Consider the following 20,017-nt stretch of genomic DNA (forward strand, 5'->3'; position numbering starts at 1 on the left):
CCTATTTTTGATTTAATAAATGAAGAATTTGAGCTTTCAACATATTGATTGCAATACGGTTTTTTCCACCGCGTGGGATAACAATATCGGCATATTGTTTAGACGGCTCAATAAATTGTAAGAACATTGGGCGGACTGTCGCACGATATTGATCAATAACGGATTGCAGTGAACGACCACGTTCTTCCATATCACGTTGTAAACGGCGGATAAAACAAATATCCAACGGGGTATCCACAAACACTGAAATATCGCTCAATTGGCGAACACGTTCATCAGTCAGTAATAAAATGCCTTCTAAAATAACGATACGCTTTGGCGTAAAACGTGTGGTTTCTTCTGTGCGGGTGTGTTCCACATAACTATAAACGGGAATATCAACGGCTTTACCGGATTTTAAATCTTTTAAATGCTGAATAAGTAAATCGCGATCCATTGAATTGGGATGATCATAGTTGGTTTTCACCCGTTCACTCATTTCTAAATGGCTTTGATCTTTATAATAGCTATCTTCTGCAATAATGCCGATTTGTTGACAGCCTAATTCGTGACAAAGTTCTCTATGAACAGTGGAAGCAATGGAACTTTTTCCTGAAGCGGAAGCGCCGGTAACGGCGATAATAATACAAGAGGAATCTGGCATAAATATAATCTGAAAGATGAGAATAATTCTCCGAATTATAAAGAAAAGTGCGGTTGATTTCATCTTTATTTTTTAGGTCAAATTTCAAAACTGTGAGAGTCATCACGGTATTATTTTTCGATTTCGAATAAGATCTTAGCGTTTTAGCACAACAGGAGTATTTACTATGAAGTTCAATAAAATTTCTTTTTCTATTTCAACCGCACTTTTAGCGGCGGGTTTAAGTGTGTCCGCTGCAACAAATGCAAAAGGCCGTTTAGTTGTATATTGTAGTGCAACGAATATTTTATGTGAAACGACAACAAAAGCTTTCGGCGAAAAATATGATGTAAAAACCTCTTTCATTCGTAACGGTTCAGGGAGTACTTTTGCGAAAGTAGAAGCGGAAAAAAATAATCCGCAAGCGGATGTATGGTTTGGCGGTACGTTTGATCCTCAAGCGCAAGCTGCGGAACTCGGGTTGGTGGAGCCTTATAAATCCAAACATATTGATGAAATCGTGGAACGTTTTCGTGATCCGGCAAAAACGAAAGGTCATTATGTTTCTGCTATTTATATGGGGATTTTAGGTTTTGGTGTGAACACCGAACGTTTAGCAAAATTGGGCATTAAAGAAGTACCGAAATGTTGGAAAGATTTAACCGATCCGCAGTTAAAAGGTGAAGTGCAAATAGCTGATCCGCAAAGTGCCGGTACTGCCTACACCGCCTTGGCGACCTTTGTTCAACTTTGGGGTGAAAATCAGGCCTTTGATTTCTTGAAAGCATTGCATCCGAATGTTTCACAATACACCAAATCAGGCATTACGCCGTCTCGCAATGCGGCACGTGGTGAGGCGGTTGTCGGTATCGGTTTCTTACATGATTATGCCCTTGAAAAACGTCAGGGGGCACCATTGGAATTAGTGGTTCCTTGTGAAGGAACGGGATATGAATTAGGTGGTGTGAGTATTTTGAAAGGGGCACGTAATATAGATAATGCAAAATTATTCATAGATTGGGCGTTATCTAAAGAAGGTCAGGAACTGGCCTGGAAGCAAGGTGATTCTTTGCAAACCTTAACCAATACGACAGCGGAACAATCGCCGAATGCTTTTGATCCGAATAAGCTTAATTTAATCAATTATAATTTTGAAAAATACGGTGCAACGGAACAACGCAAGTACTTGATTGAAAAATGGGTGCAAGAAGTGAAGTTAGCCAAATAAACTATTTGTTCTTTATTCTTTGAGAAATGAGAGCAATAACAGTTTAACGGAGTGATGAAATGAAACTATCTAAAATTGCTGTTGCGCTTTCTGGAGTTATGTTAGTCGGAATATCGTTAAATAGCTATTCAGTATCTAAAGGTCGCTTGGTCATTTATTGTAGTGCACAAAATACTATGTGCGAACAAGAAGCGATGGAGTTTGAGAAAAAGTATGATATTAAAACCACTTTTATTCGTGGCGGTACAGGTACTATTCTTGCAAAAATTGATGCGGAAAAAGGTAATCCTCAGGGAGATGTTTGGTATGGTGGGACGATGGATCCACATTCACAAGCGGGAGAAATGGGATTGCTAGAACCTTATAAATCACCAAATCTTCCACAAATAATGGAAAAGTTCCGAGATCCGGCAAAGATGAAAGGAAATTATTCTTCGGCTATCTATTTGGGGGTGTTAGGCTTTGGGGTGAATCCAGAACGCTTGAATAAATTGAATTTACCTATTCCAAAATGTTGGAAAGACTTGGCTAACCCAATTTATAAGAATGAAATTCAGGCAGCTGATCCGCAAAGTTCAGGTACCGGTTATACACAGCTTGCCACTTATATGCAACTTTGGGGGGAAAATGAAGCTTTTAACTTCCTGAAAGATCTCAATAAGAATATATCGCAATATACTAAATCAGGTAATACTGCTACACGAAATACTGCTCGAGGTGAAACAGCCATTGGTATTGGATTTTTACACGAATACTCACTTGAAAAAGCGAAAGGTGCCCCAGTGGAACTAGTTGTTCCTTGTGAGGGAACCGGCTATGAAATAGGAGGTGTGAGCGTAATTAAAGGTGCGCGTAATTTAGAGAATGCGAAACTCTTCGTTGATTGGGCACTATCAAAAGAAGCACAAGAATTAACGTGGCAGAAAGGAGAAGCGTACTCCGTTTTAACTAATACTACAGCGCAGCAATCTCCATATGCATTGGATTTCAAATCTATCAATTTAATTAATTATGATTTTGATAAATATGGAGCGACCGATTTACGTAAACGTTTAATCACAAAATGGGTTGATGAAGTGAAATTAGCTAAATAATGATATTAACGATGAAACAGTAGGCGACCTGCTGTTTCATCTTTTAACCAGCGAGGTTGTATGAACGCAAAAAAATTGTCCATCCTACATTCCGCCAACTTTTGGATCATTTTGTCTTTATTGGCATTTTTGTTTTTACCTACTCACGCACTGGATTACGGGTTGCTTGAAAGTACCGTTGATGAATATTTTGATGCAATGGGCTGGGCTTCTTTGGATCTTACTTGGGCGTGGTTTTTACCTGTTATTCTGTATGGCGTATTACCGTTTTTTAAGTTATCAGTTTTACAACAAGCAAAAACAGAGTTATTTTTAACCGCACTTGCCGTATTATTTATGTTTGTCAGTGCGACATTGTACAAGATCAGTATGGGCTATGCCGCCATGGTGTTACTTATCGGTTATACGGCATTGGCGACCCTTTCATTGGCGAAACTGAAAGTGATGCAAGGAGATAAATTTATTATTGCTTCCTTGCTTTGTATTATTTTGCTGATCTTCTTTTTTATCGTCTATCCGACATTGGCGATTTTCGTGTCAATGTTTTATGACGGCGACACCTTTGCACCACAACAGGTGATGCGTATTTTAACGCAAAACTATATTGTACGTGTGATTAGTAATTCACTTCTATTATCGGGATTTGTCGGGCTTGTTTCTACCGTATTCGGTTTAGCTTTTGCCCTTTACACCACACGTATTGCGCGTAGAACCGCTTTTATTGGTAAAATTTTCTCTATTTTACCCATCGTAACACCGCCGTTTGTTGTCGGTTTAGGGGTTACTTTAATGCTAGGGCGTTCCGGTTATGTGACGGAATTTTTGAGTTCATATTTGGGATTCACTAATTACAACTGGCTTTATGGTTTTAATGGCATTGCGATTGCACAAATTCTCGCATTTGCGCCGATTTCTTTTATGATTTTAGATGGCGCATTGAAATCCGTTCATCCTTCCATTGAGGAAGCTTCTTACACGCTACGGGCTAATCGCTATCAAACTTTCTATAACATCATTTTTCCATTACTCCGTCCCGCGTTGGCAAATTCTTTCTTAATCGTATTCATTCAATCTCTTGCTGATTTTAGTAACCCTTTGGTGTTGGGCGGTAGCTTTGATGTGATCGCAACGCAAATTTATTTTTATATTGCAGGCTCACAATTGGATTATGCCTCGGCGAGTACTTTGGGTTCACTGTTGTTAATTTTCTCGTTAGCGATTTTTATCATTCAATATATTTGGATTGGTAATCGCTCTTATGTGACGGTTTCCGGTAAATCTTATCGTGGCGATGTGCAAGATTTGCCTGCCGGTTTGAAATATACCATTATCGCAATGCTTGGTTTTTGGATTGTATTTAATATTGCCCTTTACGGTAGTATTTTCTATGGCAGTTTCACCGTGAACTGGGGGGTAGATTACACATTAACGTTGAAAAACTATGAGATGTTGTTTGGTCAAGATTTTAACAGTGGGGCTTGGCCGTCACTTATTAATACCTTGATTTATGCCGGTATCGCAGCACCATTGACGGCATTCTTCGGGTTATTGATTGCTTATATAGTGGTACGTAAAGATTTTCAGGGTAAAAAATCCCTTGAGTTTTTAACAATGCTTTGCTTTGCCGTACCGGGAACAGTGGCAGGCGTTTCCTATATTTTAGCCTTTAACAATGCGCCGCTTTATATCACCGGCACCGGTATTATTGTGATTATTTCCATGGTAATGCGTGATTTACCGATTGGTATGCGTGCGGCTATCGCAGGGCTAGGGCAGTTGGATAAATCCTTAGATGAAGCTTCTCTTTCTCTAAAAGGTAATTCGTGGAAAACCCTTTGGTATATTGTGTTGCCGTTGTTAAAACCGGCATTGCTTTCTGCGCTGGTAACCAGTTTTGTTCGTGCGATGACAACAGTAAGTGCCATTATTTTCTTGGTGACGGCGGACACACGTGTGGCGACTGCATACATTTTAAATCGTGTTGAAGACGGTGAATACGGTATTGCTATTGCTTATGGTTCACTCTTAATTGTGGTAATGATGGCTATTATTTTATTGTTCGATTGGATTGTGGGCGATACACGCATTTCCCGTTCTAAAGCAAAGAAAATGAATTAACTCGTTAAGCGATAGGTAAAATTATGAGTAGTAATAATGATTTTTTAGTATTAAAAAATATCACCAAAGCCTTCGGCAAAGCAGTAGTGATCGATAATTTAGATTTAACCATTAAACGTGGCACTATGGTCACTTTGCTTGGGCCGTCAGGCTGTGGGAAAACAACGGTTCTGCGTTTGGTTGCGGGGTTAGAAAACCCGACAACCGGTCAAATTTTTATTGACGGCGAAGATGTCACAAAATCCTCTATTCAAAACCGTGATATTTGTATTGTATTCCAATCCTACGCACTATTTCCGCATATGAGTATCGGGGATAATGTCGGCTACGGTTTGAAAATGCAAGGTGTCGGCAAAGAAGAACGACAACAAAGAGTGAAAGAGGCGTTAGAGTTGGTGGATTTAGCAGGTTTTGAAGATCGCTTTGTGGATCAAATTTCCGGAGGGCAACAACAACGAGTGGCATTGGCACGTGCATTGGTGTTGAAACCGAAGGTTCTCTTATTTGATGAACCCTTAAGTAATTTGGATGCAAATCTTCGCCGTTCAATGCGGGAAAAAATTCGCGAATTGCAACAACGGTTGGGTATTACGTCTTTATACGTTACTCACGATCAAACCGAAGCCTTTGCCGTATCAGACGAAGTTATCGTAATGCACAAAGGTAAGATTATGCAAAAAGCGCCGGCAAAAGAACTTTATCTTCGTCCTAATTCTCTATTTTTGGCAAATTTTATGGGCGAATCCAGTATTTTTGATGGAAAATTGCAAAATGGTGTCGTGGATATTAACGGTTATCAATTTCCACTCTCTAATGCGGAACAATTCAATTTGGCGGACGGAGAGTGCTTGGTAGGAATTCGCCCCGAGGCCGTTTTCCTAGCCTCCGAAGGCGCAGAAGTGCAACGTTGTGATATAAAAAGTGCGGTTTATATGGGCAATCATTGGGAAGTGGTAGCGAGGTGGGCAGATAAAGATTTGCTCATCAACTGCAAGCCGGAAGATTTTAATGCGAATCTCAAACAAGCCTATGTGAATCTGTCGGAACAGGGGATTTTTTTGTTGAAAAAAGAAGAGTGAAAATATTAGTCAGAGGTTGTATCAGAACAGCGGTAGGAAGGTTATACTCATTTGAAAGTCTATTTAACTGCCGCAAGATCGGAATAATACGATATTATGTGTCAGTTGCACAAAACAGAGTAGGGTGTGTTAGCCAAAGGCGTAACGCACCGCTAAACCCAAGTTTGGTGCGTTACGGCTTCGCCTAACGTCACCCTTGTATATTAAAACTCTGATAAACTCGCAACAAACAACACAATGTTATCCACAGCTTGGTGCACCCTAGAGTAAAAACTCGTTTCGTAGCGTAGGCGTGGATAACCATCATCAGGAAAACCGAACAGTTGACTATGTTGAACTTCAAACCCGAATACAAGGCAGGTTAATGATGAACACTATCCCTCTTTATTGTGGCATTGATGTGGCTAAAAAATCCCTTGTCATTGGACTTTCCAATCACAAGAAAACCAAAACGGAAACCAATAATCCCAAAGGCATTGCCCATTTATTAGATTATCTGAGCCGTTTTGATATTGCATTGGTGACACTTGAAGCAACCGGTGGTCTAGAAATCCCCGTGGCTAAAGCCCTCGCGCGAGCAGGTTATCGGGTATTGGTCGCCAATCCGCAAAAAGCCGCACAATATGCCCGTTCGCAAAGTACGGCGAAAACCGATACCAAGGATGCGATTAACCTCGCTTTTTACGGTCAAAACCTTGATATCAAAGGCGAAGCGGAGAAATTACTTTACACCCCGCTCACCGAAGCGGAAGAACGGCTTGAAGCCCTTGTGGTACGCCGCCGTCAGCTTGTCGATATGCGGGTTGCGGAATTGAATCGCTTACAGCAAAGCCACGAAACACAGCAGAAAAATATCTCACGACATATTGAAATGTTGGACAAAATGATTGCCGAACTCGACCAAGATATTGACGATAATACTCGACATTTTAAGGATAAAGCCGAACTTATCACTGACATCAAAGGCGTAGGCAAAAACTGTGTAGCCGTCTTGATGTCCCAATTGCCCTAGCTTGGTAAATTGTCCTCAAAACGCATTGCCTCGCTCGTTGGCGTGATACCTCATGTCAGAGAAAGCGGACAATGGAAAGGCAAATCCTTTTGCCAAGGAGGTCGTGCGATAGTACGCAATGCCTTATATATGGCGGCGTTATCCGCCGTACGGCACGAACCCGTATTTAAAGCTTTTTACAACCGATTGGTTGCACGAGGTAAAGCCAAAAAGTTGGCTCTCACGGCTTGTATGCGTAAGTTGTTGACCATTATGAATGCGTTGGTTAAACGTCATGAAAAATGGGATGCGTCTTACCATTTGTCCACTGTTAAGGTGGATTAAACAAGGTCTAATTTTTTATGTTAGACACAGTTGCTACAAAATCGTTATTTAACAATATTTGATAATACCGGAATAATAAAAAAGTGCGGTCAATTTGATCTGACCCCAAAAAGTTAGACCATTTAACACATGGTTTGAGTTCGATATTGTATCGGGCTCAAGCCGTTTAATTTTAATTGTATTCGTTCCTCATTGTAATACCGTATATACTCCCTCACCGCTTGTGCAACCTCCTCGGCATTGTCAAAATGCTTACCATAGATACATTCCGTTTTCATCCGCCCGAAAAAGCTCTCCATCATCGCATTATCTAGGCAGTTTCCCTTTCTTGACATACTCTGCACTATGCCGTTTTCTTGTAAGATGCGTTGATACGCACACATTTGATATTGCCAACCTTGGTCCGAATGCAGTATCGGCTTCGCCTCTTTGGGTAATTTTTCGACCGCTTGTTGCAACATTACTTTCACTTGTTGCCAATTCGGGCTTCGACTGATAGCAACGCTGATGATTTCCGAGTTGAAGCAGTCTAAAATCGGTGAGACGTAACATTTACTGCCGTCTTTGGCTTTGATTTCCGTGATGTCGGTAAGCCATTTTTCGTTTGGTCGGGTTGTGGTGAAATCCCGTTGTAAGCGGTTTGGGGCGATGTTTCCGATTTCACCGCGATAGGCGGCGTACTTTCTCGCTTTTTTGCTCTTCACCTGTAGCCCCATTTGTTGGATTAACTGTTGTACCCGTTTGTGATTAACGCCTTTCAATAACGCACTTACTCGGCGATAACCATACGCCGGATTTTCTGCTTTAATCCGCCTGATTTCCGCTTTAAGTGCGGTATTTTTATCCGCCTTCGGCTTTAAATGATAGAAAAACACACTACGAGACAAATTTGTCAATGAAAGCAAGATGTTAAGCGGAAATGTCCCTCTCAATCTTTGGATAATCGCCGCCGTTCGGCTTCTTCCTCCCGTATCACTTCGTCCAACTTTTTTAGAAATGCCACCTCCGCTTCAAGCTCCAAAATCCTTAACCGTAAGCGGTCTTCTTCGGTCTTCGGCGGCGGTGGCATTTTGGCGTATTTTGGTTTTTTCGGGGACATTGTCGGTCTTCCTTTCGGTTTGGGGTGTAAACCGTTTATACCGTCTTTTTCAAAGGCTTTCAACCATTGGCTGATAAGACCTGAATTACTTATGCCGAAATGGATTGTCGCTTGCCTTGCAGAGAAATCCCCTTTTTGAACGGCAAGGATGACTTGATATTTAAATTCAGCGGAATAAATGCGTTTGCCGGGCAATAGGGCAAGCCCTGCATTGCCTGAATGTTGATATTGGGTAATCCAACGTCTTAAGGTGGTGTCGGAAAGTTGAAATTGTTTTTTTGTAAGTGAAACATCTAAGTGATTTTTAAGATAAAAATCGATGGCTTGTTGTTTGAATGTTTGATTGTATTTGGTCATAAAATCTGCCCCTGACTAAGTTGGTTTATTTTGTCCAACTTTTGGGGGGCAGATCAAAATCAACCGCACTTTTTCCGTTAAAGATGTTTCACTCGGCGTTTTACTTCTTCTTGTTTACCCGCATTAAACGGTCGGGCATCAGGGCTGCCTAGGTAGCCGCACACGCGGCGGGTAACGGAAACTTTAGTACTATCGTGATTGCCGCATTTCGGGCAAACGAAGCCTTTGCTGGTGCATTCAAACTCGCCGGTAAAACCACATTCGTAGCATTCGTCAATAGGCGTATTCGTTCCGTAATAAGGCACGCGATCATAACTATAATCCCACACGTCTTCGAGTGCTTTCAAGTTGTGTTGAATGTTCGGGTATTCCCCATAGCAAATAAAGCCGCCGCTTGCCAGTGGAGGGTAGGCCATTTCAAAATCGAGTTTATCGTAAGGATTTACTTTCTTTTCTACATCTAAGTGATAACTATTGGTGTAGTAGCCTTTGTCCGTTACGCCCTCAATAATACCGAATTGTTTCGTATCAAGGCGGCAGAAGCGGTCGCATAGATTTTCACTCGGGGTTGAGTATAGGCTAAAGGCATAGCCGGTTTCTTTTTGCCATTGTTTTACGGCAGAATTTAAATGGCGAACAATCTCAATGCCTTTTTCCCGTAATTGTTCATCATCAAAAATATGTCCTTGATTGTAGAGAGCATTAACGGTCTCGTGAATGCCGATATAACCAAGGGAAATTGAGGCACGTCCGTTTTTGAAAATTTGTGCCACATTATCGTTGGCGTTCAAACGCACACCGCATGCCCCTTCCATATAAAGAATAGGTGCTACACGGGCTTTGGTGTTTTCAAGACGGGCAATACGTGTCATTAAGGCTTTTTTCGCAATAGCAAGGCGTTCATCCAAAGTGCGGTAAAATTCCGCTTCGTTTTTAGATTCTAATGCAATGCGGGGGAGGTTCAAGCTCACAACGCCCAGATTATTGCGTCCATCGTGAATTTCTTCACCTTGTTCTTCATAAGCCCCTAAGAAACTTCGACAACCCATCGGTGCTTTGAAAGAACCTGTCACTTTCACAACTTGATCATAATTGAGAATATCTGGATACATTCGTTTAGAGGCGCATTCCAATGCAAGTTGTTTAATGTCGTAATTCGGATCGCCTTGTGTTTGGTTCAGCCCTTTTTTAATGGTGAATACAAGTTTTGGGAAAACCGGTGTTTTGTGATTCTTGCCTAAGCCACGGATACGGTTTTTTAAAATAGACTGTTGAATGAGTCTTGCCTGCCAGCTTGTGCCAAGACCAAAACCAAAGGTTACAAAAGGTGTTTGACCGTTGGAAGTATGAAGTGTATTGACTTCATATTCTAAGGATTGGAAAGCATCAAAACATTCTTTTTCAATCAATGCCTTGGCGTAGCCTTCTGCATCTGCTATCTTCCATTCTTGCGCATTTTTTAAATGCTTTTCATAGCTTATTTGCACATAAGGGGCAAGTACCTCATCGATACGATTAATTGTTGTGCCGCCGTAAATATGGCTGGCGACTTGTGCAATAATTTGTGCCGTAACAGCGGTTGCCGTACCGATTGATTTCGGCGGTTCGATTTCCGCATTGCCCATTTTAAAACCACGTGAGAGCATTCCTTTTAAATCAACCAACATACAGTTGAACATCGGGAAGAAAGGGGCGTAATCAAGATCGTGATAATGAATTTCACCCTTTTCATGGGCTTCCACAACATCACGTGGCAGAATATGACGCTTGGCATAATGCTTTGCTACGATACCGGCAAGCAAATCACGCTGAGTGGGTATCACTTTCGCATCTTTGTTGGCGTTTTCGTTGAGCAATTCTATGTTGCTTTGTTCAATCAAACCTTCGATTTCTTTTGTGAGTTGACTGCGTTTTTCACGTGCTAAATCACGATCATGACGATATTCAATATAGGCGCGCGCAATTTGAGGGTAGCGACTCGCCATTAATTTATCTTCAACGATTTTTTGAATTTGATTGATGTCTATTTCTTGTTGATGGCGGGTAAAAATCTCGTTTCCTACCTCTTGCCCGATTTGATGACAATAAAATTCATCATGAATATTGACCGCACTTGCCGCTTTTTTAACAGCCTGAATAATGCGTTGAATTTCAAAATCAGCACGTGAGTCATCACGTTTGATGACTTGGAAATTGTTCATTGTATGCTCCGATATATTGTGTTTCCAAAATTTACGAAGCACTATATATAGATCTAAAAAGATAATCAACACACAATATGTAGTGTTTTTATTGAATAATAAGATGAAAAATCATCTGAACGGTTGATTTTACTGGCTATGGTTGATTTTTATTATTGAGAATTAATCTCAAATAAAATGTTATTTATGTGATCTTGATCAAACTTTGGAAAGGTAAATAAAAAACGGTCGAAAAATCGACCGCACTTTATTCGTTAAATTTTAATATTACGCCGCAACCATCACCATTGCAGGGCGAATAACGCGACCATTTAGGGTGTAGCCTTTTTGCAAGACGGTCGTGATTTGATTTGATTCGAATCCTTCAGCCGGTTGCATTGAAATGGCTTGGTGTAAATCCGGATTAAATGCTTCACCTACTGTGCCAACCGCCTCGACACCAAAGCGTCCCACTGTTGAAAGCAATTCTTTTAAGGTGAGTTCGACACCGTCAAAGAGGGCTTTTATGCTTTCATCTTCGGTATTTGCCGGAGTAGCAAGTGCTCGTTCCAAATTATCAATCGTATTCAAAATATCTTTTGAGAATTTCTCTAACGCGAATTTGTGTGCTTTTTCAATATCTTGCTCGGTACGGCGGCGAATATTGTCAATTTCTGCACGGGTACGAAGTAATAAATCTTGCTCTTTTTTCGCGCTTTCTTCCACTTGTGCTTTCAGTTGTTCTTCTAGTTCTTGCACCCGTGCAATCGCTTCTTCTAAAGGATCTTCCGTTTGCTCCTCTTCTTGTGTCTGCGTTTGTTGAGTTTCCGGCTCAAGCTCATCGGTGTTTTCAAATTTTTGTTCTTGTTCAGACATAATAGTTCTCCGTAAATCAAAGTTTCAGCTATTTTAGCAAGCTTCCTATAAAATTCATACTTTTGATAAGTGCTATGTAATATAATGGCTTAAATATTAAATTCAAGTGCGGTCAAAACCAAGAAGATTTTGGCACGATTTTAAGAGTGAACTATGGAACATTTATATCGTTCTTTTAAAACCATTGGATTAGTGGGAAAGCCCCGCAATGATGTTAATTTGCAGATGCATAAAAATTTGGCGCAATGGTTACAAGAGCGCGGATATCGCGTGCTAGTAGAAAAAGACGTGGCGGAAAAATTAGCCCTTCCTCAGGAAAGTCTTGCCACATTGGAAGAAATCGGTCAGCAGGCACAACTAGCGATTGTTATTGGTGGTGATGGTAATATGCTAGGGAGGGCGAGAATTTTAGCCAAATATAATATTGCCTTGATTGGCATTAACCGTGGAAATTTGGGATTTTTAACCGATATTGATCCGAAAAATGCTTATGCACAATTGGAAGCTTGCCTTGAACGCGGAGAATTTTTTGTTGAAGAACGTTTTTTATTGGAAGCCAAGATCGAGCGGGAAGGGGATATTATTTCATCAGGCTATGCCGTTAATGAAGCGGTGATTCACCCGGCGAAAATTGCGCATATGATTGATTTTCATGTGTATATTAATGACAAGTTTGCTTTTTCACAGCGTTCTGACGGCCTAATTGTTTCTACACCAACAGGTTCTACTGCTTACTCTCTTTCTGCCGGTGGCCCGATATTAACCCCTAATTTGAATGCTATCGCTCTTGTGCCGATGTTTCCTCATACACTGACATCACGCCCGCTCGTGATAGATGGAGACAGTAAAATTTCAATTCGTTTTGCAGAGCATAATACTTCCCAATTAGAAGTGGGTTGTGATAGCCAAATTGCTTTGGATTTTACACCGGACGATATTGTGCATATTGAAAAAAGTATGCATAAATTACGTTTACTACACCTTAAAACCTATAATTATTATAATGTGTTGAGTACAAAATTAGGCTGGTTGAAAAATTTTTAAGCAAAATCTCAAAAAAATCTTTACTGTATATTAAATCAGTATTAATATGACAAATATACAGTGATTAGGGATTCAGCTATGCTTACTCAACTTACCATCAACAATTTTGCTATTGTTCGCCAACTTGACATTGAATTAGCGAAAGGAATGTCGGTGATTACCGGTGAAACCGGTGCCGGTAAATCTATTGCCATTGACGCGTTAGGTCTATGTTTAGGACAACGTGTCGAAAGTGCAATGGTTAGGGAGGGACAAGAACGGGCGGAAATTTGCGCAAGTTTTTATCTTGAAGCGCATAATCCGGCTTATCAATGGTTGCAAGCGCAAGAATTGCAAGATCCTGATAATCCTTCCGAATGTATTTTGCGTCGTGTTATCAATGCGGATGGACGCTCCAAAGCATTTATTAATAGCACTCCGGTTTCGGCGGCTCAGCTCAAAGACGTGGGGCAGTATCTTATTCATATCAACGGGCAACATGCTTCCCAACTTTTACTCAAAAACGACTATCAACTTCAATTGGTTGATAGTTTTGCGCAGCATTCCAATTTACTTAATCAAATGCGGGAAGGTTATCGAATCTGGAAAAACCTACAAACCCAAGTTAAAACTTTTCAGCAGAAAGTAATAGAAAATGAAGCAAAGAAACAGTTGCTTCAGTATCAAGTTGAGGAGTTAGATGAATTTAATCTTCGCCCGAATGAGTATCTTGAATTAGAAGAAGAACAACGTCGTTTATCAAATAGTGAGCAACTCACTCAACTTTCCCAGTCGGCACTACAAATTTTAAGTGAAAATGAAACTGTGAATGTGGATACAATGCTGTATCGTGCAACTCAATATATTGATGAGTTAGCAGGATTGGATCCGCGATATGCGGATGCCGGAAATTTACTCAATGAAGCCCTGATTCAGGTACAAGAGGCGACAAATGAGATTCAGCATTTATCTTCAAATATTGAACAAGATCCGATATTGTTGCAAGAAATCGAACAACGTATGGGGCAAGCATTGCAACTGGCAAGAAAGCATAATGTAAAACCGGAAGAATTAGTTGAGCGGCATAAAAAATTAAAGGCGGAATTGACCGCACTTTTAGATTTTTCGGAAAGTGAAGAAGCATTAATTGAGCAAGAAAAAGCGGCATTTGCACAAATGCGGGTTACTGCGGCTGAATTAACGGCAAGTCGTCAAAAATCGGCGAATACATTGGCGCAACAAGTTACCCAATCAATTAAACGGCTTGCAATGGAAAATGCGGAATTTTACGTAGAACTAAAAGCCGATGGTGAAAAAATCGGCGCTAATGGTGCGGATCAGGTTTTATTTACTTTGCGAAGTAATTTAGGGCAACAACCCCAACCGTTAGCGAAAGTTGCATCCGGTGGTGAACTTTCCCGTATTTCCTTAGCCATTCAAGTACTAACTTCCGATCAATCTGCGATTCCGACTTTAATTTTTGATGAAGTAGATGTCGGCATCAGCGGCTCAACTGCAAGTGTTGTCGGCAAATTATTGCGTCAATTAGGGAATAAATGCCAAGTACTTTGCGTTACCCATTTACCACAAGTGGCTTGCTGTGGGCATAATCAATTTAATGTGGAAAAATTTACGGTAGATGAAAAAACGGAAACAAAAATGACCGCACTTTCTCAAGAGGAACGAATACCGGCACTGGCTCGTTTGTTAGGCGGTAGCCAAATCACAGAACTTGCATTGGCGAATGCGAGAGAGATGTTGGAATCGGTGGTATAGTTTTATTTCCCTATAGACCTATAGAAAAATTATCTGGGAAAGCTAACGTGATTTCATACCGGCAAGAAGCGGTATTCCTAAACAAGCTGGACGGATAAAATAACGGGTTTTATTAGTTCAAGACTAATCGTATTTGACATAGCAGCAATCTGTCTTGAAGCGGGAAAAGAAAAATAAATTCTCTTTTCATTCTCGCTTTTTCATTAAATAAAAGATACAGCAAATGAAGAAATTGCTATAATTCCCCCTTAAATTTATCCGTTTATCTGTAAAAAAACGCTCGTTTTATAAGTGAACTTTGGGAGCATTATGTCATTGCAATTTAATATGATCGCCCTGTTATTGGTAGTTTTAATTGTTCTTGGTTTGATTAGCCATAATAGCGCTATTACCGTTTCTGCCGCTGTGTTATTGATTATGCAGCAAACCTTTTTATCCGAATACATACCTCTACTTGAGAAATACGGTTTAAAGATCGGCATTATTATTTTGACGATTGGCGTATTGAGTCCCTTGGTTTCCGGCAAAATTCAATTACCTGATTTATCGGGTTTATTAAGTTGGAAAATGGTGCTTTCCATTGGGGTAGGCATTTTTGTCGCTTGGCTTGCGGGAAAAGGCGTTCCGCTTATGGGGGAACAGCCCGTATTGGTTACCGGTTTGCTGATCGGCACGATTCTCGGTGTTTCATTTCTTGGTGGAATTCCCGTCGGGCCGCTTATTGCAGCAGGCATTTTGGCATTATTAATGGGAAAATTGTAAGTAATGAAGAATAGTAAATGGTTATCAGTTGCCGCACTGAGCGGTTTTTTATGTGTTGGCATTGGGGCTTTTGTTGCTCATCGCTTAGGTCAAATTTTAGAACCCAAAGCCCTATCGTGGGTTGATACCGCCATAAAATATCAAATGTTTCACACTATTGCCATTATGGGAATCGGCATTGCGCAAATAAGTCGGGAACAATTTGCTTTGAATAAAACGCTCAATTTTACAGCTTGTTCTTGGACATTCGGTATGCTTTTCTTCTGCGGTAGTTTATATTTGCTCGCCCTTGGTGCGGGCAAATTTATGGTTTGGCTGCCCCCTATCGGCGGAATGCTGTTTTTAATCGGATGGCTGTGTTTGGCCTACGGCGGTTTCAAATCTAAATCAGTATGAAAAAAAGAACAATAAAGCAAAAATTAAATCCTTTACAGCAGGATCTTCTCTCTCAATTAAATGATGTTATGTTGACGGATATGCGTCGTTTATCTGCCCGTATTTATGGCATCGGTAAAATTAAAAATCAATCTACCCAACAAGCGGTAGCGGCAGAAATTGAACAACAAATTCAACAAGCTAAATTACGCATAGAACAACGTCAAAGTGCGGTTAAAAATCCGATTGTTTTTCCGGATAGTTTACCGGTGAGTCAACGCAAAGCCGAAATTGAAAAATTGCTATTAAATCACCAAGTGATTGTTGTCGCAGGGGAAACCGGCTCCGGCAAAACCACACAGTTACCTAAAATGTGCTTAGAACTTGGGTTAGGTAATCGGGGAATGATCGGGCATACTCAGCCTCGCCGTATTGCCGCCCGCTCTGTCGCTACACGTATCGCAGAAGAACTGCAAACGGAAGTTGGTGAGCTGGTGGGGTATAAAGTCCGTTTTAACGATCAAATCGGTAACAATACCCAAATTAAGCTGATGACCGATGGGATTTTGCTTGCTGAAATCCAAACGGATCGTTTTCTTAACCAATATTCCTGCTTAATTATTGATGAAGCCCATGAGCGTAGTTTGAATAACGATTTTATTCTCGGCTATTTGAAACAACTTCTTCCTCGTCGCCCTGATCTCAAATTAATCATCACCTCTGCAACCATTGATGTAGAATGTTTTTCTAAGCATTTTGATAATGCGCCTATTATTGAAGTTTCCGGTAGAACCTATCCCGTAGAAGTGCGATATCGCCCGATTGTTGAGGAAGAAGAACAAGATCAATTACAAGGCATTTTAAATGCGGTGGATGAGCTACAAGCTGAAGGGCGTGGGGATATTTTGATTTTTATGAACGGTGAACGGGAAATCCGTGATACCGCTGAAGCATTACAAAAACAAAATTTAAAACACACGGAAATTTTACCGCTCTTTGCCCGCCTTTCTGCGCAGGAACAAAACAAAATTTTTCACTCAAGCGGATTAAATCGAATTGTGCTTGCCACGAACGTAGCGGAAACCTCGCTTACCGTACCGGGGATTAAATATGTTATCGATCCCGGTACCGCACGTATTTCCCGTTACAGCTACCGCACCAAGGTGCAACGTCTTCCGATTGAACCTATTTCACAGGCTTCGGCTAATCAGCGTAAAGGGCGTTGCGGGCGGGTGAGTGAAGGTATTTGTATTCGTCTTTATTCCGAGGAGGATTTTCATTCCCGTCCGGAATTTACCGATCCTGAAATTTTACGAACCAACTTGGCATCCGTAATCTTACAAATGACGGCGTTAGGTTTGGATGACATTGAAGACTTCCCGTTTGTCGATGCACCGGATAAGCGGCATATTCAAGACGGCGTGAAATTATTGGAAGAGTTGGGGGCGTTTGAATATTTCTCCTCCCGTAAAAAGATTCGTGGAGATACTTCTAATATTGAAGAACAAAGCGAAGAGAAGAGTATCTTTAACACATCCTTACAACGTAAATTAACCGCGATTGGTAAGCAACTTGCCCAGCTCCCGGTTGATCCTAGATTGGCAAAAATGCTTCTAAGTGCGGTCAATTTCGGTTGCGTTTATGAAGTAATGGTTATTGTCTCCGCATTATCTATTCAAGATCCGCGTGAACGTCCGATAGAAAAACAGCAAGCGGCAGATGAAAAACACCGCCGTTTTGCCGATAAAAAGTCAGATTTCTTAGCTTTTTTAAATCTTTGGAACTATCTTCAATCACAGCAAAAAGAACTTAGCAAAAATCAGTTCCGTCGCCAATGCCAAAAAGATTTTTTAAATTATTTGCGTATTCGTGAATGGCAGGATATTTATCAGCAAATCCGCCTTGCCGTACGTGAAATGGGGCTGCCGATTAATTCGGAGAAAGCGGAATATCAGCAAATTCATACCGCACTTTTAAGCGGTTTACTTTCTCACATCGGCTTAAAAGAAACGGAAAAACAACAATATCTTGGTGCACGCAATGCGCATTTTGCTATTTTTCCAAATTCCGTACTCTTCAAAAAACAACCGAAATGGATCATAGCGGCTGAATTGGTGGAAACCTCCAAACTTTGGGGGCGAATGGTGGCAGAAATTGAGCCGGAATGGATTGAACCCTTGGCGGTGCACCTAACGAAAAAATCTTATTCCGAGCCCCGTTGGTCAAAATCTCGAGGCTCGGTGATTGCCAATGAAAAAGTGAGTTTATACGGCGTGCAGATTGTCGCGGCACGAGCGGTGAATTATGGTGCAATTGATCCTGCGGTGAGCCGTGAGATTTTTATTCAATCAGCATTGGTGGAAGGGGATTGGAATACCAGACATCCGTTTTTTAAGCAAAATCAACGCTTGATTCGTGAAGTGGAAGAACTGGAACATAAAAGCCGTCGCCGTGATATTTTGGTGGATGAACGCACATTGTTTGAGTTTTATGATCAACGTATCGGTACAGAAGTAGTATCGCAAAAGCATTTCGATACTTGGTGGAAAAAAGCCTCAAAACAAAATCCTGATCTCCTTAATTTCGAGCGTTCTTTCTTGATTAATAATGATGCGGATCAAGTTAGCAAATTGGATTTTCCGAATTTTTGGCATCAAGGGAATTTGAAATTAAAACTCACTTATCAATTTGAGCCGGGGACGGAAGCCGATGGGGTTACGGTGCATATTCCGTTGCCGTTGCTCAATCAGGTGGAAATGACGGGGTTCGATTGGCAAATTCCGGGCTTGCGTGAAGAATTGGTGATTGCACTGATAAAGTCTTTGCCGAAATCTTACCGCCGTAATTTTGTACCTGCGCCGAATTATGCTCAGGCTTTTTTACATCGCTCCGTACCCTTGGAAAAACCGTTATTAGATACGCTGATTTATGAATTACGCCGTATGACGGGCGTAATGGTGGAAGCTGAGCATTGGAATTGGCAACAAATTCCAAGTCATTTAAAAATGACTTTCCGTGTGGTGGATGAAAAAGGTAAGAAAATTGCCGAATCTATGGATTTGGATACGCTGAAATTTGATTTAAAAGAGCGTGTGCAAGAAAGTATTTCCGCAGTGGCAGATGATGGCATTGAGCAAAGTGGCGCACATATTTGGAATTTCGCCGATCTACCGCAGTTTTACGAACAGAAAAAACAGGGATTCAGTGTAAAAGCCTTTCCGGCGATTGTGGATGAGAAAGATGCCGTAGGCGTTAAACTTTTTGAAACCGAATTTGAACAATCTGTGGCAATGCAGCAGGGACTACGCCGCTTATTGTTACTTAACGTGCCGTCTCCAATCAAATATTTACACGAAAAATTGCCGAATAAATCCAAGTTAGGTTTGTATTTCACGCCATTTGGGCGAGTGTTGGAGTTAATTGACGATTGTATTGCTTGCGCAGTGGATAAACTCATTACTGATTTTGGCGGCTTTGTATGGAATGAAGAGGGGTTTGAAAAACTTCGGGATTTTGTACGGGAAAATTTGAATGAAGTAACGGTTGATATTGCTCAAAAGGTAGAACAGATTCTGACATTCACTCATGCTTTGAATCAACGCTTAAAAGGAAAAATGGATTTTACGATGGCGTTTGCCTTTTCAGATATTAAAGCTCAACTTAGCGGCTTGGTGTATCAAGGCTTTGTACAAAAGAGCGGTTATGAGCGATTACCGGATTTATTACGTTATTTACAAGCCATTGATAAGCGAATTGACAAACTTTTACAAGATGTCAACCGTGATCGCGCGGCAATGTTACGTGTAGAGCAGGTTCAGCAATCTTATCAGCAACTGCTTGCCAAACTGCCGAAATCTAAACCGATTTCTAATGAAATAGCGGAGATCAGATATATGATTGAAGAATTGCGCGTAAGTTTATTTGCGCAGCAACTAGGAACAAAATATCAGGTTTCCGATAAGCGAATTTTAAATTTAATTTCGGGGTTCTAGTGCATTTCTGCAAAAAGGCAAAATGCCTCCTTAATTGGATTATTATTTAACAACGATGAATATGTCGGGTTAGTCATTTCATCATTTTTAGATAATGTAT

The 20,017-nt window shown here is 40.8% G+C and carries 13 protein-coding genes and 1 pseudogene; 10 read left to right on the plus strand and 4 right to left on the minus strand.

Features of this window, described 5'->3' with window-relative positions; genetic code table 11:
• Position 1 precedes the first annotated feature (1 nt).
• Positions 2-643 carry a uridine kinase gene (udk, locus tag HEMROJRC1_RS09120; RefSeq protein ID WP_226692614.1) on the minus strand — a complete coding sequence of 214 codons (642 nt, stop codon included), beginning with the start codon at positions 641-643 and terminating at the stop codon, positions 2-4.
• A 166-nt stretch (positions 644-809) separates the two neighbouring features.
• Between udk and HEMROJRC1_RS09125 the strand changes: the two genes are divergently transcribed.
• From HEMROJRC1_RS09125 to HEMROJRC1_RS09145, 5 genes and pseudogenes are all read left to right on the plus strand, one after another.
• Complete coding sequence (locus tag HEMROJRC1_RS09125) at positions 810-1,850, plus strand: ABC transporter substrate-binding protein (RefSeq protein ID WP_226692615.1); 1,041 nt, start codon at positions 810-812, stop codon at positions 1,848-1,850.
• 59 nt (positions 1,851-1,909) lie between these two features.
• Positions 1,910-2,944, plus strand: coding sequence for an ABC transporter substrate-binding protein (locus HEMROJRC1_RS09130; RefSeq protein WP_226692616.1), 1,035 nt, complete (start codon positions 1,910-1,912; stop codon positions 2,942-2,944).
• 60 nt (positions 2,945-3,004) lie between these two features.
• Positions 3,005-5,062 carry an iron ABC transporter permease gene (locus HEMROJRC1_RS09135; protein WP_226692617.1) on the plus strand — a complete coding sequence of 686 codons (2,058 nt, stop codon included), beginning with the start codon at positions 3,005-3,007 and terminating at the stop codon, positions 5,060-5,062.
• A 23-nt stretch (positions 5,063-5,085) separates the two neighbouring features.
• On the plus strand, positions 5,086-6,141 hold the full coding sequence (gene fbpC, locus HEMROJRC1_RS09140; protein ID WP_226692618.1) for a ferric ABC transporter ATP-binding protein: 1,056 nt from the start codon (positions 5,086-5,088) through the stop codon (positions 6,139-6,141).
• A gap of 367 nt (positions 6,142-6,508) precedes the next feature.
• Positions 6,509-7,477, plus strand: a pseudogene (locus tag HEMROJRC1_RS09145) (IS110 family transposase).
• Positions 7,478-7,599: 122 nt separating this feature from the next.
• Here the strand turns inward: HEMROJRC1_RS09145 and HEMROJRC1_RS09150 are convergent.
• From HEMROJRC1_RS09150 to grpE, 3 genes are all read right to left on the minus strand, one after another.
• Positions 7,600-8,933, minus strand: a protein-coding gene (locus tag HEMROJRC1_RS09150) for an IS3 family transposase (RefSeq protein ID WP_226692619.1) whose coding sequence is annotated in 2 segments (ribosomal slippage) — positions 7,600-8,429 and positions 8,429-8,933 — 1,335 coding nt in all. Because the reading frame shifts where the segments join, the coding sequence is not laid out codon by codon here.
• Between the two features lie 77 nt (positions 8,934-9,010).
• Positions 9,011-11,134, minus strand: a complete 2,124-nt coding sequence (nrdD, locus tag HEMROJRC1_RS09155) for an anaerobic ribonucleoside-triphosphate reductase (RefSeq protein ID WP_226692620.1) — start codon at positions 11,132-11,134, stop codon at positions 9,011-9,013.
• 267 nt (positions 11,135-11,401) lie between these two features.
• The gene (grpE, locus tag HEMROJRC1_RS09160; RefSeq protein WP_226692621.1) at positions 11,402-11,989 is read right to left on the minus strand and encodes a nucleotide exchange factor GrpE; all 588 of its coding nucleotides are present in this window, start codon (positions 11,987-11,989) and stop codon (positions 11,402-11,404) included.
• A 153-nt stretch (positions 11,990-12,142) separates the two neighbouring features.
• On the opposite strand from grpE, the gene HEMROJRC1_RS09165 reads away from it, so the two are divergent.
• The 5 genes from HEMROJRC1_RS09165 (at position 12,143) to hrpA (ending at position 19,917) form a co-directional block, all read left to right on the plus strand.
• A complete protein-coding gene (locus tag HEMROJRC1_RS09165) occupies positions 12,143-13,033 on the plus strand; it encodes an NAD(+) kinase (protein WP_226692622.1) in 891 nt (296 codons plus the stop codon).
• A gap of 78 nt (positions 13,034-13,111) precedes the next feature.
• The gene (gene recN / locus HEMROJRC1_RS09170) at positions 13,112-14,788 is read left to right on the plus strand and encodes a DNA repair protein RecN (protein ID WP_226692623.1); all 1,677 of its coding nucleotides are present in this window, start codon (positions 13,112-13,114) and stop codon (positions 14,786-14,788) included.
• Between the two features lie 309 nt (positions 14,789-15,097).
• Complete coding sequence (locus HEMROJRC1_RS09175) at positions 15,098-15,550, plus strand: DUF441 domain-containing protein (protein WP_226692624.1); 453 nt, start codon at positions 15,098-15,100, stop codon at positions 15,548-15,550.
• Between the two features lie 3 nt (positions 15,551-15,553).
• A complete protein-coding gene (locus HEMROJRC1_RS09180) occupies positions 15,554-15,946 on the plus strand; it encodes a DUF423 domain-containing protein (protein WP_226692625.1) in 393 nt (130 codons plus the stop codon).
• Positions 15,943-19,917 (plus strand): ATP-dependent RNA helicase HrpA, encoded by a 3,975-nt coding sequence (gene hrpA / locus HEMROJRC1_RS09185; protein ID WP_226692626.1) that lies wholly within the window; start codon positions 15,943-15,945, stop codon positions 19,915-19,917. The genes HEMROJRC1_RS09180 and hrpA overlap by 4 nt, the downstream gene beginning before the upstream one ends.
• Positions 19,918-20,017 lie beyond the last annotated feature (100 nt).

Source organism: Rodentibacter sp. JRC1, assembly GCF_020521555.1.
Classification (GTDB): Bacteria; Pseudomonadota; Gammaproteobacteria; order Enterobacterales; family Pasteurellaceae; genus Rodentibacter; species Rodentibacter abscessus.